This is a genomic window from Ignatzschineria larvae DSM 13226 (assembly GCF_038500265.1).
GTDB classification, from domain to species: Bacteria; Pseudomonadota; Gammaproteobacteria; order Cardiobacteriales; family Wohlfahrtiimonadaceae; genus Ignatzschineria; species Ignatzschineria larvae.
This window is the reverse complement of record NZ_CP150637.1, coordinates 1035166-1057508: the sequence shown is the minus strand read 5'-3', so window position 1 is coordinate 1057508 and position 22343 is coordinate 1035166. Positions and strand designations below refer to the sequence as shown.

Sequence of the window (22343 nt, the reverse complement as noted above, 5' to 3'; positions counted from 1 at the left end):
TAATCTGATCTATCACGATTCAATATCGTCTCAGTAAAGTTTCCCAATCAAAATGCAAAACCCAAAATTCCTCAGCGTTACTCATCCACCATCTCCATCGCATCTTTAAGGCTCACCGAGACTAATCGAGAAACACCTGGTTCAGCCATCGTCACACCGATCAGAGAATCTGAGATCGTCATTGTCGCTTTATTATGGGTAATAAAGATAAATTGCACCTTCTCACTCATTTCATCAATGAGCTCCCCTAGCCTGCGAACATTCGCCTCATCAAGGGGTGCATCGACTTCATCAAGCATACAGAAAGGCGCAGGATTTAAGTTAAAGATCGCAAAAACTAATGCCATTGCCGTCAGTGCTTTTTCACCGCCTGAAAGTAAGTGAATCGTCCCGGGCTTTTTCCCCGGCGGATGAGCGATAATATTCACGCCACTTGTCAGCGCATCCTCTTCCGTTAAGGCAAGATACGCTTTACCGCCACCAAACAGACGAGGAAATAGCCTTGAGAAATCATCATTGACCGCATTAAAGGTCTCCATAAAGCGATTACGGGTTTCATCGTCAATCTCTTTAATGGCTTTCTCTAACATCGCTAATGCCGCTTCGAGATCCTCATTTTGCGTATCAAGATAGGATTTACGCTCCCGCAACTCTTCACATTCGGTAATCGCCACTAGATTGACAGCTCCAATTTTCTGAATCGCATTTTGTGTTCGCTCTAACGCCGCTTTCAATTCAGCCGTTGCAAGCTCCCCATATTGCTCGGTAGCTTCTGTCATCTCTTCTGCACTCATCTCAAGCTGCAACTGCTGCCACTGCTCCATAATGATACTAAGTTTGGTATTGAGCTCTGCTTCTCGAATGGAGAATTGATTCAGCGCCTCTTTTTGCGCACTTAACCGCTCCTCTTCAATGACTTTCTTCGCTTCTAACGCACGAATTGCTTCTTTTGCTGCTTCAAAATTGTGATGTAGATCCGTTAAAGTGGCCTCAAATTGCAATAGATGATCTTCGGCAATCATCAAAGATTCCTCAATCTCGGCCACTTGCGCACTATAATCATTCTGTGATTGTTGAGATTCTAATCGTGCTCTTAGATGATTTAACTCATTTTCTGCCCGGGTTTTCCGCTCTTGATGTAGCGTTATTTGTAGCTGTAATTGTTCACCTTGTCGTTTCTGCTCTAAATGCTGCGATTTACGTTGTTCAAAGGCTTTACGACGCGCCTCATAGTGCCGTTTCTCTTCATCATATTTTGTTGAAAGCGCTTGCCAACGCTGCTCTAATTCTGCATAAGCCTTTTCACCGGCTTCAATTTCTGTCTCTAAAGCACTTAAAGATTCCTGATTCAATGCCTGCTCTTTAGTCAATACCGCTAAACGGCTCTCAATACGATGACGCTCTTTTGCTTGATGATCTTTGGCCTGTAGTACAAGGCTGAGCTTCTTCTCAAGATCAAAAATATCTCGAGAGAGTTTCTGTAACTGTTTTTGCTTTTCTGTTAAATCCTGCTGCAAAGCTTCCCGGCGCTCCTCTTTCTCATAGAGCGCTTCATCGGATACCTCAAGCTGTGCATCGACTTCTTCGATTTCAACCTTCGCCTTATCTAACGACCGTTGACGGGCTAAAATCCCAAAATTCGCCTCTTCCGTACTATAAATCGCCCAATCCGGCCCAAAGAGTAAGCCTGATTTAGTGGCAATCATTTCGTGTAACGCTAAACGCTCACGCAAGGCAATAAAATGAGGATCTTTCTCCAATGAGAGTAGATCAAGTGTTGTATCATCAAATGCATAGATATGAGAAAGCAGTGAACCAAGCGCCAAATCACTCTCGACATAATAGCCTAAGTGTTGTTCACTATATTGATAAGGCGTTTCCCCGGCAACATAGCTTTCCCCTCGTTGTCGGCGCGTACTGAGTAATAATTGATGACGAAGTGCTGTATCTACGGCGCCATTCCAACCATCTGAGACTTTCAAATGTTCAAAAAGAGGGGATTGCGCTTCTTTATCATCAGAGAGATTCATCTTCTCTAACATACTCACTTCGCCGGCAAGCTGATTACGACTTGCTAAAAGCGTGCGCTGCTCCTTTTCTAGATGGGTAATCCCTTGGCTTAGAGTATTGATCTCCGTCTGTATCGCTTCAATACCTGCCTCTAATTGCGCTTGATTCTCCTGTTGAATAATCAGCGTCTCTTCCATAATGAATGCTTCATCAGAAGCGGGATCTTCTGCCGGCAACTCACTCTTGGCTAAAGTGTTGCGCTCCTCTTCTATCGCTTTGGCGCGTTCTAATTGATACTGCTTCGTATGGCGATTGAGCTCTAATTTCTGCTTAATCTCACTAATTTGATCTCGAATCGCAATATATTCTGCCTGTAGCGCTTCTACCGATTGTTCTAGCGCTGAGAGCGCTTCCTCTTCTCCCCAAAGTTGCTCGCTTTCACTCTCGGCAATAAATTGTGCTTCTTCTAACTTCTGCTGTAGATCTGCTAAAAGTTCACGACTACTTGCCACTTCCGTTTCAAGTCGAACACCATTTTCTTGCCATTCGGCTTGCGATTCTAATTCCTGCGCCTCTAACGCGCGAATCCGCACAATTTCGTGCTTTAGATGATCGACTTTCTGCTTATAAGGATAGAGTTCGCTATTTTTCTGTGCAACCTCTTTTTCAAGGGCTTCAAACTGCTGCTTTTGGCTAGATAGCTCTGTTGTCACCTGATTAAATTGCGCAACCGTGAGTTGAAAAGTTTCATATTCAGAGGCTGAGCTCTCTAAGAGATGCGCTATTTCTGTTTCAATATCACTTTTTTGTGACGAGACCTCTACATACCCTAACGCGCGCTCTTCCTGCTTTAGCGCTTGATACTTCATCGCCGTAGCGGCTTGCCGCTCTAATTTAGCTAACTGCTTACCAAGCTCACCTCGAATATCGGTTAAGCGCTCAAGGTTATCTCGAGTATGTTCAATGCGTAATTCTGTCTCGTGCCGGCGCTCTTTATATTTAGAGATATTCGCGGCTTCTTCAAAAAAGCTACGTAGATCATCCGCTTTCGATTCTACGATACGAGAGATCATTCCTTGCTCAATAATGGCATAAGAGCGAGGGCCAAGGCCGGTTCCTAAGAAGATATCGGTAATATCTCTACGCCGGCAACGAGTCCCATTTAAGAAATATTGACTCTTCCCCTCCCGATCTAAAGTCCGGCGAACACTAATCTCCCGATACTCCGCCCACTTCCCGCCAAGTCGACCATCTTCATTTTCAAAAATCAATTCAATAGAGGCAAGCCCTGCCGGTTTACGGCGTTCTGAGCCATTAAAAATCACATCACTCATCGACTCACCACGAAGCTGTTTCGCCGATGATTCCCCCATTACCCAACGCACCGCATCGATAATATTCGATTTACCGCAACCATTTGGCCCCACAATACCATTGAGTTTCCCCGTCAATACAAAAGTTGTGGGATCTACAAAAGATTTAAAGCCCGATAGTTTTACTTTACTTAATCGCATATTCTCTGCCGCTTGCTGTAAATAGAAAAATAGAAGAAATTTTACTCAAAATGAGTCGAAAACAAACGTTATAAAATACCATAATTTGCGTTTCGCTTCCTGCTAATCATTTGCCTTAGCGCAATGAATTATCATTTTGTCACATCTATTTATCCTATATTGATTACGGCACATCTATCCATTGATCCATCGTCCATTATGATCATTAATCGTTGATCCTTGATAGACAGCTCCAAAGATATAACGGACACTCAATAAACTAAAAGCACTCAGCAGATCATTGAAAAAATAGTTGCAATTTTGTTACTTTAGCGGATAATTCAAAAATACATACTTAACCTGTAAATCAGGTATGAATTGAAATTGATAATCAGATTGATAACCCCATAAGGATTAACATTATGCCAACGACTATTCCAGAGCCAGTCAATGATTCGCTCTTGAGCGGGCCATTTTTCCAACAATTTCTAGCGATTACCCAATATCAAACGATTATTGCGATTGTTGTGTTATTGGTCTCTTTTTATCTTGTCTATCAGATGCAAAAGCGTAAGATCAGCTTCTTTATGCGAATGTTAGTTGGCTTGATTTTGGGGGCTGTTATCGGACTTGGTGCACAATTCTTAGCGGGATTCCCCGATCAAACGACAACTGCACTCAAAGAGAGTAGTATTTGGTACGGGCTCTTTGGGAAAACTTTCATTGCCTTCATTCGGATGATTGTAATTCCGCTTGTCTTCGTCTCTATTGTCAAGGTAGTCTTAGACTTTGGGGCTGATAAAGCGCTTCCTAAAATTACCCGCCGAGGGATCTTTTGGCTACTCTTTACCACAGGGATTGCGGCGATATTAGGTATGGTGATTGCTGCAGTAATGGGGTTAGGAAAAGGCGATGAGATTATTGTCACTGCCGCAAAACAGCGTGAAGTCTCGAACCTCGTAGATACCTTTGTCAATCTTGTTCCAAGTAATATCATCTCGGCGATGAATAGTAACAATATTATCGGCCTTGTGATCTTCTCTGCACTCTTAGGGATTGCCGCAAATCGTATGGCCCCGAAAGCACCCCAAGTGATCGGTGTCTTTAAACAGCTCATCGATGCGCTTCATAAAATTGTGATGAGTATGACAATGACCATCATCAAATATATGCCTTATGCAGTCATTGCGCTCCTTGCTGGCACTATTATGAATCACGGCTTACCGGCGGTTCAAAAAGTATTGGGCTTTGTCGTTGCGATCTATGTTGCCTCATTTATTATGGTAGTGATTCATCTGATGATTATCGGGGCTCACGGACTCTCGCCAATGATGTTCCTTAAGAAATCTCGGGATACATTAGTAATGGCATTCTCAAGCCGCTCATCAGTGGGCACATTACCAATGACCATCTCTACACTGACAGAGCGCTTAGGGGTTTCCGGCGGCACCGCCAATCTGGTTCCCTCATTAGGCACGACAATGGGGATGAATGGTTGCGCCGGCTTCTTCCCCGCGCTACTGGTGATGATGGTAGCGAATATGGTGGGCATTGAGATGAATCTACAATTCTACATTATGCTTCTCATTGTCATTGTTATCGGTTCTATCGGTATCGCCGGCGTTCCGGGAACTGCAACGATTGCGGCAACTGTGGCGCTCTCGGGTATGGGAATGGGCGAATACTTCCCCTTAATCGGAATGGTGTTAGCCATTGATCCACTTATTGATATGGCACGCACGATGACTAATATTTCAGGGGCAATGACTTCCGCTGTTGCCACTGATAAAGAGCTTGGATTACTCAATGTAGATCGTTATAAAGATCCTGAAGCAGTATTAAGCGCCGATGGTAGCGATAATGTGGATGGCAATGCAAATAGCATTTAATAACCATCGATAGTAATCCATTAATAGTCAGCCATCGTTAAACAACACATTCTCTTTCGACGTGAATCCCTTATTCTATTATTACAAATGGAAGCTGATTCCCGGCGGGAGGGAATGTTTGCATATCTAGAACAATCCCGCGCCCGCAAGTGAGCAATCATTAATTTCTCGGTATTAAAATGCCACAGCTGCCGGCGCACGATTGCGATAAGAACGGGGTATTTCTCCCGGCGATAAGACGGGTATTCTTAATTAATCTAAACAAAAGCTGATTCACGGCGGGAGGGAATGTTTGCATATCTAGAACAATCCCGCGCCCGCAAGTGAGTAATCATTAATTTCTCGGTATTAAAATGCCACAGCTGCCGGCACTCGATTGCGATAAGAACGGGATATTTCTCCCCGGCGCTGTGACTGATCTTCTTAATTACTCCAAACAAAAGCTGATTCCCGGCGGGAGGGAATGTTTGCATATCTAGAACAATCCCGCGCCCGCAAGTGAGTAATCATTAATTTCTCGGTATTAAAATGCCACAGCTGCCGGCACTCGATTGCGATAAGAACGGGGTATTTCTCCCCGGCGATATGACTGATCTTCTTAATTACTCCAAACAAAAGCTGATTCCCGGCGGGAGGGAATGTTTGCATATCTAGAACAATCCCGCGCCCGCAAGTGGGCAATCATTAATTTCTCGGTACTAAAAATGCCACAGCTGCCGGCGCACGATTAGGATAAAAACTGGATCGTTCTCTCCGGCTTAGATATTGAACATCTGCCACATTTCCAGCATATCAGCTCAAGCAGTGAAATTGCTTAATTTGCCGGCGCACGATTGTGAGAAGAACGAGCTATTTCTCCCCGGCGATGCGATAAATTTTGCTATAATCATTTGCCATTATTAATGATAAAAATAATTAAATATTGACTACATAATCATCAGTAGAGGATTCTCATACAATGCGCAATTCGCCTAAGAAACAACGTCGTGAATTTAGTTGGATGTTTGCCGTTACTATTGCTTTTATTATGATGACGTGGCTCATTGCGATCTATCTTACGCTGCAGAGCCCTGATAATGAGAGTATCTTCTTCGATGCTATCGTAGCGCTCTTTACCGGCGTGGCATTTACCGGTGTAATGTATTCCCTGCATCTACAGCGGGAGGATCTACAACTCAATCGTGAAGAGCTTAAAATTAATCGAGAGGAGATGGTTCGTACACGTACAGAGCTTGAGCGGCAACTCTTTATGCAACATTTCCAATTTATGTTAGAGATTTTTGCCGAAAAGATTAATGCACTGTCCCAAGATTATGGCACAGAAGAATATTTGCAAGATTTAAAGCTCAGCGCCCACGCAAAACCGATTTATCTGACGGAACAAGAGTTTATTGCCAAATTCACCCCCGAAAGATTAAATGTCATTAAGACTTTTCATGACCTCATTCTCTACTACGATACCCATTATCCCTTTACAGATAAGCAAGAATCCTCGGCACTCTATCTACTACAGCTCGAAATCTCAGCACAGCTTGCATCTCTACTTCGAGTCATTCATCATCTTGATCTTGAGCACGAGCACTTTGATTATCTTCAACCACTTCTTAAAACTGCAATGCAAAATGCAATTACACTCGCCCAAAAATACCGATTGATTGAAACAGCCTAATAACTTGTAATACAACTATGAGTAACGATAATTATTGATATTTCGATCATTTTCAAGGCTTTCAATGATTTTCAAGCATTTTCAAATCATCTTCTGCAATCAATCACGGTAATTCCGTACTAAATCCTGTGAGAAGTAACAGACCGGCAATACATCGTAATAATCACTTTCACAAATCAAAGCACGACTCTTATTAATCGGTTGATAACCTTTACTGACCATACAGAGCTCAACGGTGGCACGTGCGTGAATAATTTGAATCGGATCTTTACCGCCGACATTGCTACTAATGCCCTCTTCTACGGATTTAGCACCCGTCAAACATCCCAAAAATGCTTTCTCAATTTCCCCTTCTGTGGCCGTTTTCCCATCCGCTCTCTGCCATAATGCCGGGTTATACCAGATTTGATCTAAAAAGATCTCTTCTCGGGTCACTTCATCCCAACCTTGCTCTTGTGCTATAACCGCACGATATTGATCCATCGCTTGATATTGTGCATTCTCAATATGACTACAAGCTGTAAGCAACATTGCTGTAAGAATGATCATCTGCTTCGATAATAGGTTTCGCAGTTGAGGGCCTTTTTTAAAATATTCCTTAGGATGTTTCATAGCACTTTCCACTAGATAAAATATTTGATGAGAGGATATAGATTATACAGACCCACCTCAAGAGTACACCTTTTTTCAGATATGCCATTTACTTTGGAAGAAAGATGCTTTTTCGTATATAATACAAGGTCAATTTTCAGACTTCATGAAGGACATTAACTGTGATTGATCCACGCTTATTAAGACAGAATTTAGAAGATGTTGTTGCCGCGCTCACAAAACGTGGCTATCAATTTGATGTTGCGCGTTTTAACGAACTAGAAGAACAACGTCGCCATCTCCAAACATCACTCCAAGAACTCCAGAACGAGCGCAATACTACTTCTAAACAGATTGGTATTGCTAAATCGAAAGGTGAAGATGTCTCTGAAATTATGGCCTCTGTTGCACAGTTAGGGGACAAATTAGCGGAAGTGGAACAATCACTGACTCAAGTGACAACTGCACTTGATGCGATGCTACTTGATATGCCGAATATGCCGCATGATGATGTTCCTTTAGGTAAAAATGAAGATGATAACGTTGAAGTCAAACGTTGGGGAACGCCTAAAGAGTTTGATTTTGAACCGAAAGATCATGTCTCAATTGGCGAAAAACTCGGCATGGATTTTGAAGCAGCTGCTAAAATCAGTGGTTCTCGTTTTGTGATCCTCAAATCAAGTATGGCGCGCTTACACCGAGCGCTTGCGCAATTTATGTTGGATACTCATACGCAAGAACATGGCTACATGGAAGTCAATGTCCCTGTGATTGTCAATCAAAAGAGTCTCTATGGGACAGCGCAACTTCCGAAGTTTTCTGAAGACCTCTTTAAATTAGAAGATGAACGTAATTTCTATCTCATTCCAACGGCAGAAGTATCTCTCACTAATCTTGCCCAAGATGAGATTTTAGAAGAAGCAAGTCTGCCGCTACAAGTCACCGCACATAGTAACTGTTTCCGCTCAGAAGCGGGAAGCTACGGACGGGATACACGTGGTATGATTCGCCAGCATCAATTTGAAAAAGTGGAGCTTGTGCATTTCACTAAGCCTGAAGATTCTTATAATGCCCTTGAGCGCTTAGTGGGACATGCTGAAACCATCCTTGAGAAACTCGAACTGCCTTACCGCCGCGTTGTACTCTGTACCGGCGATATGGGCTTCTCGGCAGCGAAGACTTACGATTTAGAAGTTTGGTTACCAGGACAACAAAAGTATCGTGAAATCTCTTCTTGCTCTAACTGTGAAGATTTCCAAGCACGTCGCCTTAAAGCCCGTTTTAGAAATAGTGAAACTGGTAAACCAGAATTAGTACATACGCTTAACGGCTCAGGACTCGCAGTCGGCCGGACACTCGTTGCAGTGTTAGAGAACTACCAAGAAGCCGATGGCCGCGTTAGAATCCCTGAAGTATTAAAACCATATATGGGCGGTGCAGAATACCTCTAAGTATAAATAGCGCATATAACTAATTTATTCTTAGTGAGATGTGATCATTCAAAGTATCACTAGCATCAAGTTAACAACAAGATTCAATGAGTTAAATTTCATAGTAGGAGAATAAAAATGGCATTAATGATTACTGATGAGTGCATCAACTGCGATGTATGTGAACCTGAGTGCCCTAATGAGGCGATCTCAATGGGCCCTGAAATCTATATGATTGACCCTGACAAATGCACAGAATGTGTAGGTCACTTTGATACGCCACAATGCGTTGAAGTCTGCCCTGTTGAGTGTATTCCTAAAAACCCTGATCGTGTCGAAACTCAAGAAGAACTGCTAGAAAAGTTTCATCACTTGCAAGAACAAAGTTAATATCCTATTGAGGTAAGTTGTAAATGAATTGATTAAATCTTAATAGATTGATTTAATGATTAACTAACTACTTAATCATCCAATTAAATTCACTAAATATAACGGCTAAACCTTGAATATTGATAATAGACATTGGGATCAACGCATCGTTTAGCAGAATCGTGTTCAAAACTTTTACAATATTTGCGAATATTTGTATTTACGAATATTTAAAAGTGACAATTTATTTATGGCTTATAGCCTTCAATTGACCTATTAGAGACATTGTTATGAAGATAAAACAAATTTTGCTCTCAGCAAGCTTACTCATTTCAGCAGTTTATGCACAAAAAAATATTGAGTATAAAATGCCCGCTCCCGGCAATGATGTCATTGGTGAGATTCGTTATGTTACCCCTAACAAACATGAATCTCTCGCAGACTTGACTATTCGTTATGAGATGGGTTATGAGGAACTTAAATGGGCTAATCCCGGGATTAATCCTTGGCTTCTCAATGAGCAGCGCCCTATTTTATTGCCTCTACAATTTATTCTTCCTGAGGGAAAACGCTCTGGCATTGTCTCTAATATTCCTGAAATGCGGACTTATTACTTCCTAAAAGATTCAGATACTGTATATGTCTATCCCGTCGGCGTTGGGCGTATGGATTGGAAAACGCCTTTAGGCTCTTGGTCGATTACTCGTAAGCAAGAGAATCCTGCATGGTATCCCCCTGCTAGTATTCGTCGTGAACATGAAGAGATGGGGCGTGGCACCCTACCCGGTGTTGTACCTGCAGGCCCTGATAATCCACTTGGAACACGTGTATTACGTCTCTCACTTCCAAGTTATCTCCTTCACGGCACTAATGAGCAAACCGGTATCGGTATGCGTGTAACCCATGGCTGTATGCGCTTCTACCCACAACATATCGAGCAACTTTACGATATCGTACCCACTAATACCCTTGTAACTTTCCTCAATGAGCCGGTGAAATTCGGTTTCTTAGACAACGATCTACTCATCGAGGTTCACCCGCCACTTGATGAAGATAATCTTTCTGTTGCAGATCTGAAAGCTAAGGCTCTATCACAACTTGAACGCTACCTCAATGATCACCCAAATACATCAGTCAATTATGATTTGGTAAACCTTGCAGTAGAACAACAGAGTGGTGTTCCTATTATTATTGGGCAAAAAATCTCTAAAAACACCTCTACACAAACCAATAAACCCCTTCCACAATCAGCGCCTACAACACCGGCGCTTGAGCTCTTCTCTACACCTGAATCTATTGATGTCATGGCCTCTGAATCAAGCAGAAAAGCCCCTTTTGCAAGACAAGTAGCTCCAGAAACATCTCTAAATGAGTCACAACCTCTCAAACAATCCTCAAAGGCAACTACTCGTAATAACAACAATAGTCGAATAGAACCCTATAATTTAGACCATACTCCTAAGCCACTAAAAATGCCGCCAGGATACCAGAGAGCCCCAGCTGATATTCAAATCATCAAAAAAGAGTATCGCTTAACCCCCGATCCTACCTATATCTCGGTACCCGAAAGTGTTCCCGATCAAGAGGTTGTGTTTCCTGAGCCCTCTTATCCTGACCGCTAAATTACTTTACTATTGAGTGCTAAGTATCAGAGATTTTACGATATTAGATTTTATTCTAACCTCTCCTTCAATCAACACTCTTGAGTGAGAGGTCCCCCTTTTATGAGTGTTCTTTATTTAAAATAAGTTAGGACAATACAAGACATGGCAACCATTGAAGAGAGTCTAGAGATTATCAAACGTGGTACCGATGAGATTATCTCAATCGAAGATTTAACAGCAAAATTGAAAGAAAATCGTCAATTACAAATTAAGGTAGGCTTTGATCCTACAGCACCCGATCTTCATCTTGGGCATACCGTTGTAATTAATAAAATGCGTCACTTCCAAGATCTTGGTCACCAAGTAAACTTCCTGATCGGTGATTTTACTGGTATGATCGGCGATCCTTCAGGTAAAGATGCAACGCGTAAGCCGCTCACTCGTGAACAAGTTCTAGCGAATGCCAAAACCTATGAAGAGCAGATCTTTAAAGTACTTGATCCGGCACTTACAAAGGTCGTATTTAACTCACATTGGCTCAATGAGTTAGGGACGAGTGGTATGATTCAATTGGCATCAAAACATACCGTCGCAAGAATGCTTGAGCGGGATGATTTTGAGAAACGTTATAAATCACAGCAGCCAATTGCGATCCATGAATTTATCTATCCCCTACTTCAAGGTTATGACTCAGTTCATCTTAAAACAGATGTAGAACTCGGTGGTACAGATCAGAAATTTAACCTCTTAATGGGGCGTGATCTACAGCGGGCTTATGGTATTACTAAGCCACAGTGTGCGATCACTATGCCACTGCTTGTAGGTTTAGATGGCGTAAACAAGATGTCAAAATCACTCGGTAACTATATCGGTGTTGATGATACACCGGATGATATGTTTGGTAAGTTGATGTCGATCTCTGATGATTTAATGTGGCGTTATTTTGAATTACTGAGCTTCCGTTCTAATGCGGATATCGCACAATTACAGAAAGAAGCGAAAGAGGGTCGCAATCCTCGTGATATCAAATTTGAACTCTGTGCAGAGCTGATTACTCGTTATCACAATGCGCTAGCCGCAGAAGAAGCGCAACGTAACTTTATTGAGCGCTTCCAAAAAGGCAATCTTCCTGAGAATATCGAAGAGAAAACCGTTCAATCAGAAAATGGGGAAATCGGGATTGCTCAAGCGATGAAAGAAGCCGGCTTAGTAGGTTCTAACTCTGAAGGCTTCCGCATGATCAATGAAGGCGCTGTTCGCATTAACCAAGAGCGTGTTGAAGATCGATCTGTCACCTTAAAAACAGGTGATGAGGTGATTATTCAAGTGGGTAAACGCCGTATTGCTAAGGTTATTGTGCAATAACTTACCCAATAAGTGCTTGCGTAATAAGCTTTTAAATGTGTAAATAGACAGAGGCTATTAAACGCTCTGCTATTTACACATTGCCTCTCTTCCTATCTCTCACAAATAGCTATTTCAAGGATTCGATTATGACTTTTGTAGTAACTGATAACTGTATTTTATGTAAATATACAGACTGTGTTGAAGTCTGCCCAGTAGATTGCTTCCATGAAGGGCCTAATTTCTTAGTGATTGACCCCGATGAGTGTATCGACTGCACTCTCTGTGAGCCTGAATGCCCTGCGGGTGCAATTCTTTCAGATGCGGACTTAAGTGATGAACAGATGATTTTTCTTGATCTCAATGCTGAGCTCTCTCGTCAATGGCCAGTGATTACCGAGCAGAAAGCGCCATTACCTGAAGCGGAAAAGTGGGATGGTGTGTCTAATAAACTTCCCCATTTAGAGCGATAATGTATGGCCCGTAGACTCACGAACCAACAAAAAAGATTACTCGAAACTAGACGAGAACAGCTTCTCTCTGCCGATGAGCTCGATCATGCATTTTCAGGGCGGGTCATCGCTCAGCATGGTCAACATGTGACGCTTGAAGATGAAGCGCTGAATCTTTATAAAGCCTCTGTCCGTCAAAGTTTAGGAACTATTGTTTGTGGTGACTTTGTCTACTATATGCTTGAACAGAATGAACCTGTAGTGATTGCAAGGCTACCTCGAGAAAACCACTTTTCTCGCCTTGCATTTGGCGGTGCTGAGAAAATTTTAGCAGCCAATATTGATCAGCTCTTTATTGTCATTGCTCCACAACCCGAACCAAGTCCTTCTCTGATGGATCGGTATATTATTGCGGCTCACTATTTTGATATTGATGTCGCTTTTATTCTCAATAAATGCGATACCATCGATGATGCAGAGAGCTTGAAGTTCTTAGAAGATTATCAAAAAATTGGAATTCCTATTTATCAAACCTCAATCTATCAACCTGAAACGATCGCCGAACTACAAACTGTTCTGAATGAGCGCACCTCGATTTTTGTCGGTCAATCGGGTGTCGGGAAATCCTCCCTCACGAATCAATTGATTCCATCACTGGCACTGCAAACACAGAAGATCAATGCCTCAACCGGTCTTGGTAATCATACAACTTCAAGCACGACACTTTATCATCTCCCTATGAATGAGAGTTATCTAATTGACTCTCCTGGCGTACGTAGCTTTAATATTGAGCATCTGCCGCTAAGCGCTATTGATCAAGGTTTCCCTGAACTCACGGCTCTTCCTCCTTGTAAATTCAGTAATTGTCATCATCAAAATGATCCTGGTTGTGCGTATCGGGAAGCAGTTAGCACAGGCAAAATATCTGAAAGACGGCTAGAGAGCTACCTGCAAATTCGTCAAAGTATCGAAGCGAGCCAAGCCCGGCAAGTGAAAGGGGGACGGAAGCGGTAAATCACCGTTACTATCGATACCACCAAGCTTTGATAAGAAGTGCGATGACCGCAATCAATGCCGGTATCGCAAGAAAATAGAAGATTCCGACAATCGTCAATCCTTTTGCGACTAATAACGCCACTAAGAATGACCCGACTATTCCGCCAAAACGGCCTAACCCCAACATCATAGAAACACCTGTGGTTCGCCCTGCTGTGGGATAAAATTGTGCTGCTAATGCCGGCAGTGAAGATTGCGCACTATTCATCACAATGCCGGCAAAGAGTGTCACGATAATCAGTAATACAATCGGTAGATCAATCATCAACCCCATCAGCGCTACTGAAATGGCGGTTAAGAAATAGAGGCCTGCGATGAGCTTAGTCCCATTGAATCGATCCATTAAGTAACCATTCATAATCGCACCTAACCCACCTAGTGCAAAGAGCCCTGTCACGGTTGATGCCGTTCCACCTGCAACACCGCTCTCTTGAAAGAGTGTCGGCATCCAATTCATCACGCCATAAAAAATCACAAGCCCCATAAAATAGGCGATCCATAGCATCAATGATCCTAAAAGATAAGGCGGCGTTAATACCAGCAATAAACCTTTACGCGCAGAATGCTGAGATTTTAATTCTAACCCCGACTCTGATTCTGATCCCAATTCTGATTCTGATCCCAATTCTGATTCTGATTCTGATTCTTGATTATTCTGGGGATCATCAGTAGATACGGTAGATTTCACCTCCGATAAGATCAAGCGATCAACCTTTAAAACTTCAGGGTTAATACGCGCCAAGATCGCTCTCACCTTAGGACTATCGCCCTCTTTTTGATAGAGAAAACGGATCGACTCCGGCAAACTAAAGAGCATCATAAATGTTAATAGTAGTGGAATTAAGCCCCCTACAATCAGCATCGAATGCCAACCTAATTGGGGAATTAAGAAACTAGCAATAAAGCCCCCACTAGCAGCACCTAAAGGAAAACCACAAAACATCGTATTGACAATAAAAGCGCGGCGTTCTTTCGGGCAATACTCTGATAACAGAGTCACCGCATTTGGCATCGCAGCACCGAGACCAATCCCCGTAATAAAACGTAAAATCTCTAATGTTCGAAGATCATTTGCCCAGCCTGAACTCAATGTCCCGACAGAGAAAAGTAATACTGAGAGTAACAGTACCCATTTTCGACCAATCTTATCCGCCACCGGCCCAAAGGCAATCGCCCCAAAGGCAAGCCCAAAGAGTGCAGCACTAAGTACCGGTGCAAGATCGGCTTTTGCAATCCCCCATTCCCCCATTAAACTCGGCGCAATATAACCAATCACCGCCGTATCATAACCGTCAAAGAATGCGATCGCAAAAGTAAAAAGAAAGATCCGCCACTGAAATCGTGAAAAACCGGCACGATCTAATAGATCTTGGATATTCATTGTCTGCATTAATATCAATTCCTAACTCTAATTCTATTGAAATGGCTCAAATGGCGACTATAGCTAAAATAGCGATGATAGATCTTTTTATAGATAACGCTTTTAGATAACGCTTTTAGAGAACGCTTTTAAATAACTCTTTTACCACCAACGATAAAAATGGTGTGTAGGCCCAATACCTTGACCTACTTGTAAGCTATCGGCTTTAGCAATGGCCCCATCAATATACGCTTTCGCCAATCGAACCCCATTCACTAAGCCATGACTAGGATAGAGCGCGGCAATTGCGGCTGACAATGTACAACCCGTTCCATGGGTATTTTGAGTGGCAATACGAGGACTGACCAAGCGCTCTATTCCTGATTGAGTCACCAGAAGATCGGGGCTAATCTCGGCTTCTAAATGCCCACCCTTAATCAACACAGCTTTAGGCCCTAAAGCTAATAAGGCTTCCCCTTGTGCCTGCATCTGTGCTTCTGTAGTGGCTTCATCAGTGTCGAGTAATGCTGCGGCTTCGGGAATATTAGGGGTAATAATATCCGCTAATGGTAACAGATGCGTGCGAATAGCGCTCACTGCATCATTGGCTAATAATGGGTGTCCGCCTTTTGCGATCATCACCGTATCTAATACCACAAATGGAATCGGATAACGGGTTAAGAGGCCTGCCACACATTCAATAATATCACTATTCACCAAAGCGCCCATCTTGACTGCATCTGCAATGATATCGTCATAGAGCACACAATATTGTTTCTCGATAAATTCGGTAGGAACCGGTAAAACGCCATCTACCCCTTGCGTTGACTGTGCAGTTAAGGCTGATAAAATTGCCATTCCATAAGTGCCTAAAGCAGAAAATGCTTTTAAATCTGCTTGAATCCCCGCCCCTCCGCTTGGATCTGAACCGGCAATGGTTAAAATCTTATTCATTCTACCTTCTCCTACCTATCAACTCTTTTCTATTGTTTTCAGTTGTCTTCAGTGACTTTCTACTATTCTTGTTCTGTCGTCACGATTGTCGCGAGCAGAGTCGTTGCATCAGCCACATCCTCTTGCCCACAAATAGCCGAAACCACTGCAATCCCATCAACACCGGTACTCATCACCGATTCTGCATTAGAGGCATTAATACCACCAATCGCCACCTTCTTACAAGCGTGTGCTTTGACAATCGCGCTCAAACCATCAAGCCCAAGTGCCGGACGGGCATCTTTCTTCGTTGTTGTGGCAAAAACGGGGCCAACGCCCACATAATCCACCACAGTAAAATTCACCGCCTTTAATTCTTCAACCGATCCGACAGAGAGGCCAATAATCTTCTCTTCCCCTAATAATTTACGGACAACGGTCGCCGGTAGATCTTTCTGCCCAATATGAACACCATCGGCATCCACCGCTAAAGCGACGTCGACATGATCATTAATGACAAAAGGAATATTATGGGCTTTTAAGATCGGCTTGAGTGCCACCGCCGCTTTATACCATAAGCCTTTATCAATCTCCGCTTCTGAACGTAATTGCACAAATGTGACACCATTCGTCACAGCCTCTTTGACGGTTTCAACCATCTTATCGAGACCTCCACACATTTGAGGATCTAATACTAAATAGAGCGATAGATCAAATATCGCCCGGCGATCTAACCATTGATGAAATCCTGCCATAATGAAACTCCTTTGAGATATTGATTTGAGATATTGATTTGAGATATTGATTTATTATTTATTATGAATTTTTGAGGACTGCTTATGAATGCCATTATTTTTAACGGCATACTAGTGTTAAAACAGAGTTACCCTAAAAGGTCAACTTATTTGAAGTTATTTCAGATTTAAAAATAGGTTATTCTGATTATCTTCAATAGAATCAAATCACTCCACAATCACCAACAGATCCTATCTCTTCAGACTTATAGCGCTTCTGCTTTCTCCTCTTCCGCTTGCGCTAATGCAAAAAGCGAATCAGCGTTGATTAAAGAGAGTTCATCCAAATAGCTAACAGCAAAAGAACCCATTCCCTCGCTTTTTTCTGCGGCACGCACTCCTGCTAACGAGACCACATAACAAGCCGTTGCCGCAGCTTCCACCACATCTTGTGACGCACCAATTAATCCTGCCACTAAGGCAGATAGTGAACAGCCCGTGCCTGTTACTTTCGTTAACTGTTCTGTACCAATACTCACTTCATACGTTTTCTGACCATCGGTAATAATATCGTGACGGCCTGTCATCGCCACGACAGTATTCAATTCTCGTGCCACCTGCTCGGCATAGATTACAGCCTCACTAAAATCCTCTTGAGAATCAACCCCTTTCGATTGTGCCGCTTCTCCGGCAAGGGTTTTGATCTCAGCAACGTTACCGCGAATAACGGTCGGCTTATATTGCAATAATTGCGCAACAATCTCCGTACGATAATAGAGTGCCGGTCCAATAGCCACAGGATCGAGCACCCAAGGAGTACCGGTTTCATACGCCACTTTTGCAGATGCTAACATCGCTTCGGCTGTGGCCGCTGTAATCGTCCCAACATTAATTAGTAATGCACTTGCAATCGTAGTAAAATCCCCACACTCCTCAATACTCGGCACCATCGCAGGACTACCGCCGGTGGCTAGTAATACGTTCGCTGTAAAATTTTGCACCACGTGATTGGTCATACAATGCACAAGTGGCGATTTCTCCTGATACATTAACCAATAAGGAACGGCATTCATCGCTGAAAACGGGATTAACATTCAAACTCCTTTGATTCTTTCATTCGGCTTTCAATCGGCTTTTATTTCAACCTTCCGTTCAATTTGTCGTTCGGTCTTTCATCCAAGCCTTAAAATTTTACTTCCAATCTGTGCTAACGCTTCACCAAAGAGATCACACTACTCCGGGGTAATCCATTCGATCAATGTATGTCCTTGATTATCGGGGACGAGCGTTTGATAGAGCCAAGGCATAATAGCTTGTATTTGCGCTTCTAACTTCCAAGGCGGATTGATCACTATCATCCCTGAAGCAGTCATTCCCCGCTCTTCACTATCGGGTTGGACCCCTAATTCAATCTGTAGAATTTTACGAATCCCCGTTTCTCGCAGCGCTTCTACCATATTATTGATCTGCGTACGAGAGACAACAGGATACCAAATCGCATAAATCCCTGTTGCAAAGCGTTTATAACCTTCAACAATGCCCGATACCACCGCTTCATAATCTGTTTTTAACTCATAAGGGGGATCGATTAATACAAATCCTCGGCGACTTGTCGGCGGTAATTTAGATTTGAGTTGTTGAAATCCGTCTTCTTTCAAGACTTCTGCTCGGCGATCTCGGGCGAACTCTTCAACTAATCGAGGATAATCACTCGGATGAAGCTCTGTCATAATCAATTGATCTTGGGATCTCAATAACGCTTTTGCCAATAATGGTGAACCTGGATAATATCGCAATTCACCATCAGAATTTAGCTTCTTCACGACATCTAGATACGGTGCTAAAATTTCTGGGCGTTCTGAAGTAGCCCATATTCTGGCAATCCCTTCGAGGTACTCCCCGGTTTTCTCCGATTCAGCACTCGTTAATTGATAGCGCCCTGCACCAGAATGAGTATCTAAATAGAGAAATGCTTTCTCTTTCTCTGTTAATGATTCAATAATCAAACTCTGAACGGTATGTTTTAAAACATCCGCATGATTGCCGGCGTGAAAGCTGTGACGATAACTTAACATGTAATATCAATTTCCTGGTCAGTGGTGAAAACCACATAACAATGATTATTTATAATAACTCTGCAAATAGATCTTAAAATAGATCACAAAATATTGAGTCATTATATCGAAATTAGAGCGGGATTGTTGTCAGATTCTTAATGGTGCATTTTAAAAGTTTCTAAAAGTGAATGTTTCCCTCATATCTTAACGACCCTTTTTCGACCCTTTTTCGACCCTCTATTCTCTTTTGCCTAATTTCTCTTCGATTTCCCCGTTATGATTTGAGAAAAAACGTATAATAAAACATTGTTAAAATGACGCAGGATAGTAGAAGATTTATGAAAGATCATTATATAGATACACAAGAAGTGCTCGATCAGTGGTGTAATACTCAATTAGAAGAGATTACACTCTTAGCGCTCGATACAGAATTTCTACGTGTGAAAACCTACTTCCCTAAACTCTGTCTGATTCAGCTTGCCACCGATCAGGAAGCCGTTTGTATTGATCCTTTAGCTATCAAGGATTTTACGGCGCTCAATGCACTCTTAACTGCCCCTCACATTACTAAAATTATCCATTCTGCAAGCCAAGATCTCGAAGCGATCATTCATGCCCTCGGCATTTTAGTAACGCCCGTCTTTGATACTCAAACAGCGGCGCAAATTACATTTAATAAAAAGGTCGGCATCAGCTATCACGATCTTGTGCTGCACTATTGCGATGTCGATCTCACTCGAGATCAGACGCGCACACAGTGGGATCTGCGACCTCTCTCGAGTGAACAGCTTAAATATGCCTATGATGACGTGCATTACCTTATTCCCGCTTATCATAAATTAGTGGCAGAAATTGAGGCAACAGGACAACAAGAGACGCTTAAAAATCATCTTCTTCCACTTACTGACCAAGCTCGTTATGAGCCAAATCCAGAGATGGCTTGGAAAAAGGTCAAAGGTTCACAGCGATTACGTGGTTCTAAAAAGCAGCTTCTTAAATCGCTGGCCAAAATGCGGGAATTAGTGGCGATTCAGCAAGATATTCCAAAACGTTGGGTGATTAAAGATGAGATCTTGATCCATCTTGCCGAAAGCTACTCACAGAAAAACTATAAGCTCTATGATGATTATGCGGTGACTTCCTACTCTGAAGTTATACAGAATCAAATCATTCGCACCATTGAAAATTTCTGGAAACAGCAACCTTCATTACTCGATGATGAAGAGAGTGAGGATGAGGAATAGAGCGCTTATTCATTATTAATCGATCAACGTAAAGATCCTCTACAACCAAAAACCGTATTAGTGCCGATTTAATTCGATCCTAATACGGTTTTCTTTTCCCTCAGTATCTCTAGCCTAAATTTCAGTACTTATAGATGAGGGTTAAATCTATCTATTATTACTTACACGATCCGACTAAAGCACGGTTTTCAATGCTTCCTCTTCAGTTACTTTACCATCTAAAGCTCTTTGTAACTGCTCTGCATCTAAGGCATTATCCCAGCGCGCAACCACGATTGTAGCACAAGCATTACCGGCAAGGTTAGTCAAGGCACGACACTCAGACATAAAGCGGTCGATTCCTAAAATAAGCGCCATCCCTTCAATCGGTACTGACGGTACTACGGAGAGCGTTGCGGCTAAGGTAATAAAGCCTGCACCTGTTACACCCGCTGCCCCTTTTGAACTTAACATCGCCACAAGAAGTAGCAATATCTGCTCGCCAAAGCTCAAATGAATACCACAAGCCTGGGCAATAAAGAGTGCTGCCATCGTCATATAGATATTGGTGCCATCAAGGTTAAAAGAGTAACCCGTTGGAATCACAAGCCCGACAACAGATTTATCACAACCTGCTTTCTCCATCTTCTGCATTAATGTGGGGAGCGCAGCTTCTGAAGAGCTTGTACCTAATACTAATAGTAATTCTTCTTTGATATAACGCATTAATTTCAGAATTGAGAATTTGTTATAACGTGCCACTAATCCTAATACCACTACGACAAATAGGATCGATGTCACATAGAAAGTAATCACTAACATCGCAAGATTCGATATTGATTCAATCCCGTAACGACCAATGGTAAATGCCATTGCCCCAAATGCGCCAATCGGTGCAAATTTCATCAACATCGACACGATTTTGAAGATAGGCTCAGCGAGTTGATTGAGGAATGTCACAATCGGCTCACCCTTCTCACCGATACTTGCAAGCGCAATCCCGAATAAAACGGCGACAAAGAGCACTTGTAGAATATTTCCTCCTACTAATGGGCTCACCAACGTTGTCGGTAAAATATTCATCAAGAAGCCGACTAACGAGCTATCATGGGCTTTCTCAACATAACCGGCGACAGCATCAGCATTACTAGACAATGTCGCGGGATCAATATTCATCCCGGCACCAGGTTGTACGACATTAGCAATCAGCATTCCCACAAAAAGCGCAATGGTTGAGAAAGTAAGGAAATAGATCATCGCCTTACCCGTTACACGCCCAACGGTTTTCATATTATTCATGCCGCCAATACCTGTAGCGACAGTAATAAAGATTACCGGTGCAATAATCATCTTCACGAGCTTAATAAAAGCATCGCCCAATGGCTGCATCTTTTGACCAATATCCGGCGCAAAATGACCTAGCAAAATCCCGATAATAATCGCAAAAATAACCTGTACATAGAGAATTTGATAGAACTTAGGCTTTTTTGCCTTCGGCATATCCTTATTCATATTATTTGATGTTTCTACCGATATAGCACTCATAAAACTTAAACTCCTCAATAAGCAATCGATATCTCTCTCTCACAACTCCTCTATAAGGAGAGATTCTTAATCATTATTTACTTCAAAAAAGGGGAATATTATCCAAGAAAAAGGCGAAATATCTACTAAAATATTTCGTCTTATAAAGAGCGGATCTATTTCCCTCTAAAGCTTTTATTTTTTATCTTGCCGTTTTTTATGTAAATAAATTTAAAGCATGAAGAGAATTACAATTACACTACAATTTTTTATTGTTGATCATTAGAGCAAAGATCAATAGGTTATATCAGTAGTTATCCTTATAAAATAGTTGATTTTGCTTATCATCCATCACTAACTTCGATTCTCTGATCTTCGATTACAACCCGTTACTTTACCTATTAATTGCCCAAAAAAAATGCGCTAAAAGCGCATTTAATCATCATTTAAATACATTTAGAAATCACTATCATAAAGCGTTTCTTTCCCCTTTCTCCACAATACCTATAACTTTTGATTATACCCTATTATCAAAAAAGAATAGCTAATGTAGCCTAAACTACAAAAAAACGACAATCAGATCATGATAAATCAGACACCTGAAA

At 42.2% G+C, this 22343-nt stretch carries 17 protein-coding genes; 9 read left to right on the top strand and 8 right to left on the bottom strand.

Features of this window, described 5'->3' with window-relative positions; translation table 11 throughout:
• Positions 1–77: 77 nt before the first annotated feature.
• On the bottom strand, positions 78–3524 hold the full coding sequence (locus WMO13_RS04515) for an AAA family ATPase (RefSeq protein ID WP_051396010.1): 3447 nt from the start codon (positions 3522–3524) through the stop codon (positions 78–80).
• A 401-nt stretch (positions 3525–3925) separates the two neighbouring features.
• Here WMO13_RS04515 and WMO13_RS04510 point away from each other — a divergent pair, with 401 nt between their 5' ends.
• Together WMO13_RS04510 and WMO13_RS04505 are read left to right on the top strand one after the other, a co-directional pair.
• Positions 3926–5392, top strand: coding sequence for a cation:dicarboxylate symporter family transporter (locus WMO13_RS04510; RefSeq protein WP_051396011.1), 1467 nt, complete (start codon positions 3926–3928; stop codon positions 5390–5392).
• A gap of 958 nt (positions 5393–6350) precedes the next feature.
• Positions 6351–7061, top strand: coding sequence for a hypothetical protein (locus WMO13_RS04505; RefSeq protein WP_026878098.1), 711 nt, complete (start codon positions 6351–6353; stop codon positions 7059–7061).
• Between the two features lie 99 nt (positions 7062–7160).
• On the opposite strand, the gene WMO13_RS04500 is transcribed toward WMO13_RS04505, so the two are convergent.
• The gene (locus WMO13_RS04500) at positions 7161–7673 is read right to left on the bottom strand and encodes a hypothetical protein (RefSeq protein ID WP_026878099.1); all 513 of its coding nucleotides are present in this window, start codon (positions 7671–7673) and stop codon (positions 7161–7163) included.
• A 161-nt stretch (positions 7674–7834) separates the two neighbouring features.
• Here WMO13_RS04500 and serS point away from each other — a divergent pair, with 161 nt between their 5' ends.
• From serS to rsgA, 6 genes are all read left to right on the top strand, one after another.
• Positions 7835–9103, top strand: a complete 1269-nt coding sequence (gene serS, locus WMO13_RS04495; protein WP_026878100.1) for a serine--tRNA ligase — start codon at positions 7835–7837, stop codon at positions 9101–9103.
• A gap of 117 nt (positions 9104–9220) precedes the next feature.
• Positions 9221–9472, top strand: coding sequence for a YfhL family 4Fe-4S dicluster ferredoxin (locus WMO13_RS04490; RefSeq protein WP_026878101.1), 252 nt, complete (start codon positions 9221–9223; stop codon positions 9470–9472).
• Between the two features lie 269 nt (positions 9473–9741).
• Positions 9742–11073 (top strand): L,D-transpeptidase family protein, encoded by a 1332-nt coding sequence (locus tag WMO13_RS04485; protein WP_051396012.1) that lies wholly within the window; start codon positions 9742–9744, stop codon positions 11071–11073.
• A gap of 144 nt (positions 11074–11217) precedes the next feature.
• Entirely contained in the window at positions 11218–12420 is a 1203-nt protein-coding gene (tyrS, locus tag WMO13_RS04480; RefSeq protein WP_026878102.1) for a tyrosine--tRNA ligase, read from the top strand.
• 128 nt (positions 12421–12548) lie between these two features.
• A complete protein-coding gene (fdxA, locus tag WMO13_RS04475) occupies positions 12549–12872 on the top strand; it encodes a ferredoxin FdxA (RefSeq protein ID WP_026878103.1) in 324 nt (107 codons plus the stop codon).
• A gap of 3 nt (positions 12873–12875) precedes the next feature.
• Positions 12876–13865, top strand: coding sequence for a ribosome small subunit-dependent GTPase A (gene rsgA / locus WMO13_RS04470; protein ID WP_026878104.1), 990 nt, complete (start codon positions 12876–12878; stop codon positions 13863–13865).
• 10 nt (positions 13866–13875) lie between these two features.
• Here rsgA and WMO13_RS04465 read toward each other — a convergent pair whose 3' ends face one another.
• The 5 genes from WMO13_RS04465 to WMO13_RS04445 all read right to left on the bottom strand — a co-directional run bounded on the left by WMO13_RS04465 (position 13876) and on the right by WMO13_RS04445 (position 19009).
• Positions 13876–15297 (bottom strand): MFS transporter, encoded by a 1422-nt coding sequence (locus WMO13_RS04465; RefSeq protein ID WP_026878105.1) that lies wholly within the window; start codon positions 15295–15297, stop codon positions 13876–13878.
• Between the two features lie 132 nt (positions 15298–15429).
• Positions 15430–16221: a bifunctional hydroxymethylpyrimidine kinase/phosphomethylpyrimidine kinase gene (gene thiD, locus WMO13_RS04460; protein WP_026878106.1), complete on the bottom strand. Its 792-nt coding sequence runs from the start codon at positions 16219–16221 to the stop codon at positions 15430–15432.
• A gap of 62 nt (positions 16222–16283) precedes the next feature.
• Positions 16284–16955: a thiamine phosphate synthase gene (thiE, locus tag WMO13_RS04455; protein ID WP_051396013.1), complete on the bottom strand. Its 672-nt coding sequence runs from the start codon at positions 16953–16955 to the stop codon at positions 16284–16286.
• 245 nt (positions 16956–17200) lie between these two features.
• On the bottom strand, positions 17201–18028 hold the full coding sequence (gene thiM, locus WMO13_RS04450) for a hydroxyethylthiazole kinase (protein ID WP_051396014.1): 828 nt from the start codon (positions 18026–18028) through the stop codon (positions 17201–17203).
• A gap of 138 nt (positions 18029–18166) precedes the next feature.
• A complete protein-coding gene (locus tag WMO13_RS04445) occupies positions 18167–19009 on the bottom strand; it encodes a 23S rRNA (adenine(2030)-N(6))-methyltransferase RlmJ (RefSeq protein ID WP_026878108.1) in 843 nt (280 codons plus the stop codon).
• Between the two features lie 320 nt (positions 19010–19329).
• Between WMO13_RS04445 and WMO13_RS04440 the strand changes: the two genes are divergently transcribed.
• Positions 19330–20235: a ribonuclease D gene (locus tag WMO13_RS04440; RefSeq protein WP_051396015.1), complete on the top strand. Its 906-nt coding sequence runs from the start codon at positions 19330–19332 to the stop codon at positions 20233–20235.
• Positions 20236–20409: 174 nt separating this feature from the next.
• Here the strand turns inward: WMO13_RS04440 and WMO13_RS04435 are convergent, their stop codons facing one another.
• Positions 20410–21759 carry a dicarboxylate/amino acid:cation symporter gene (locus WMO13_RS04435; protein ID WP_034855053.1) on the bottom strand — a complete coding sequence of 450 codons (1350 nt, stop codon included), beginning with the start codon at positions 21757–21759 and terminating at the stop codon, positions 20410–20412.
• Positions 21760–22343 lie beyond the last annotated feature (584 nt).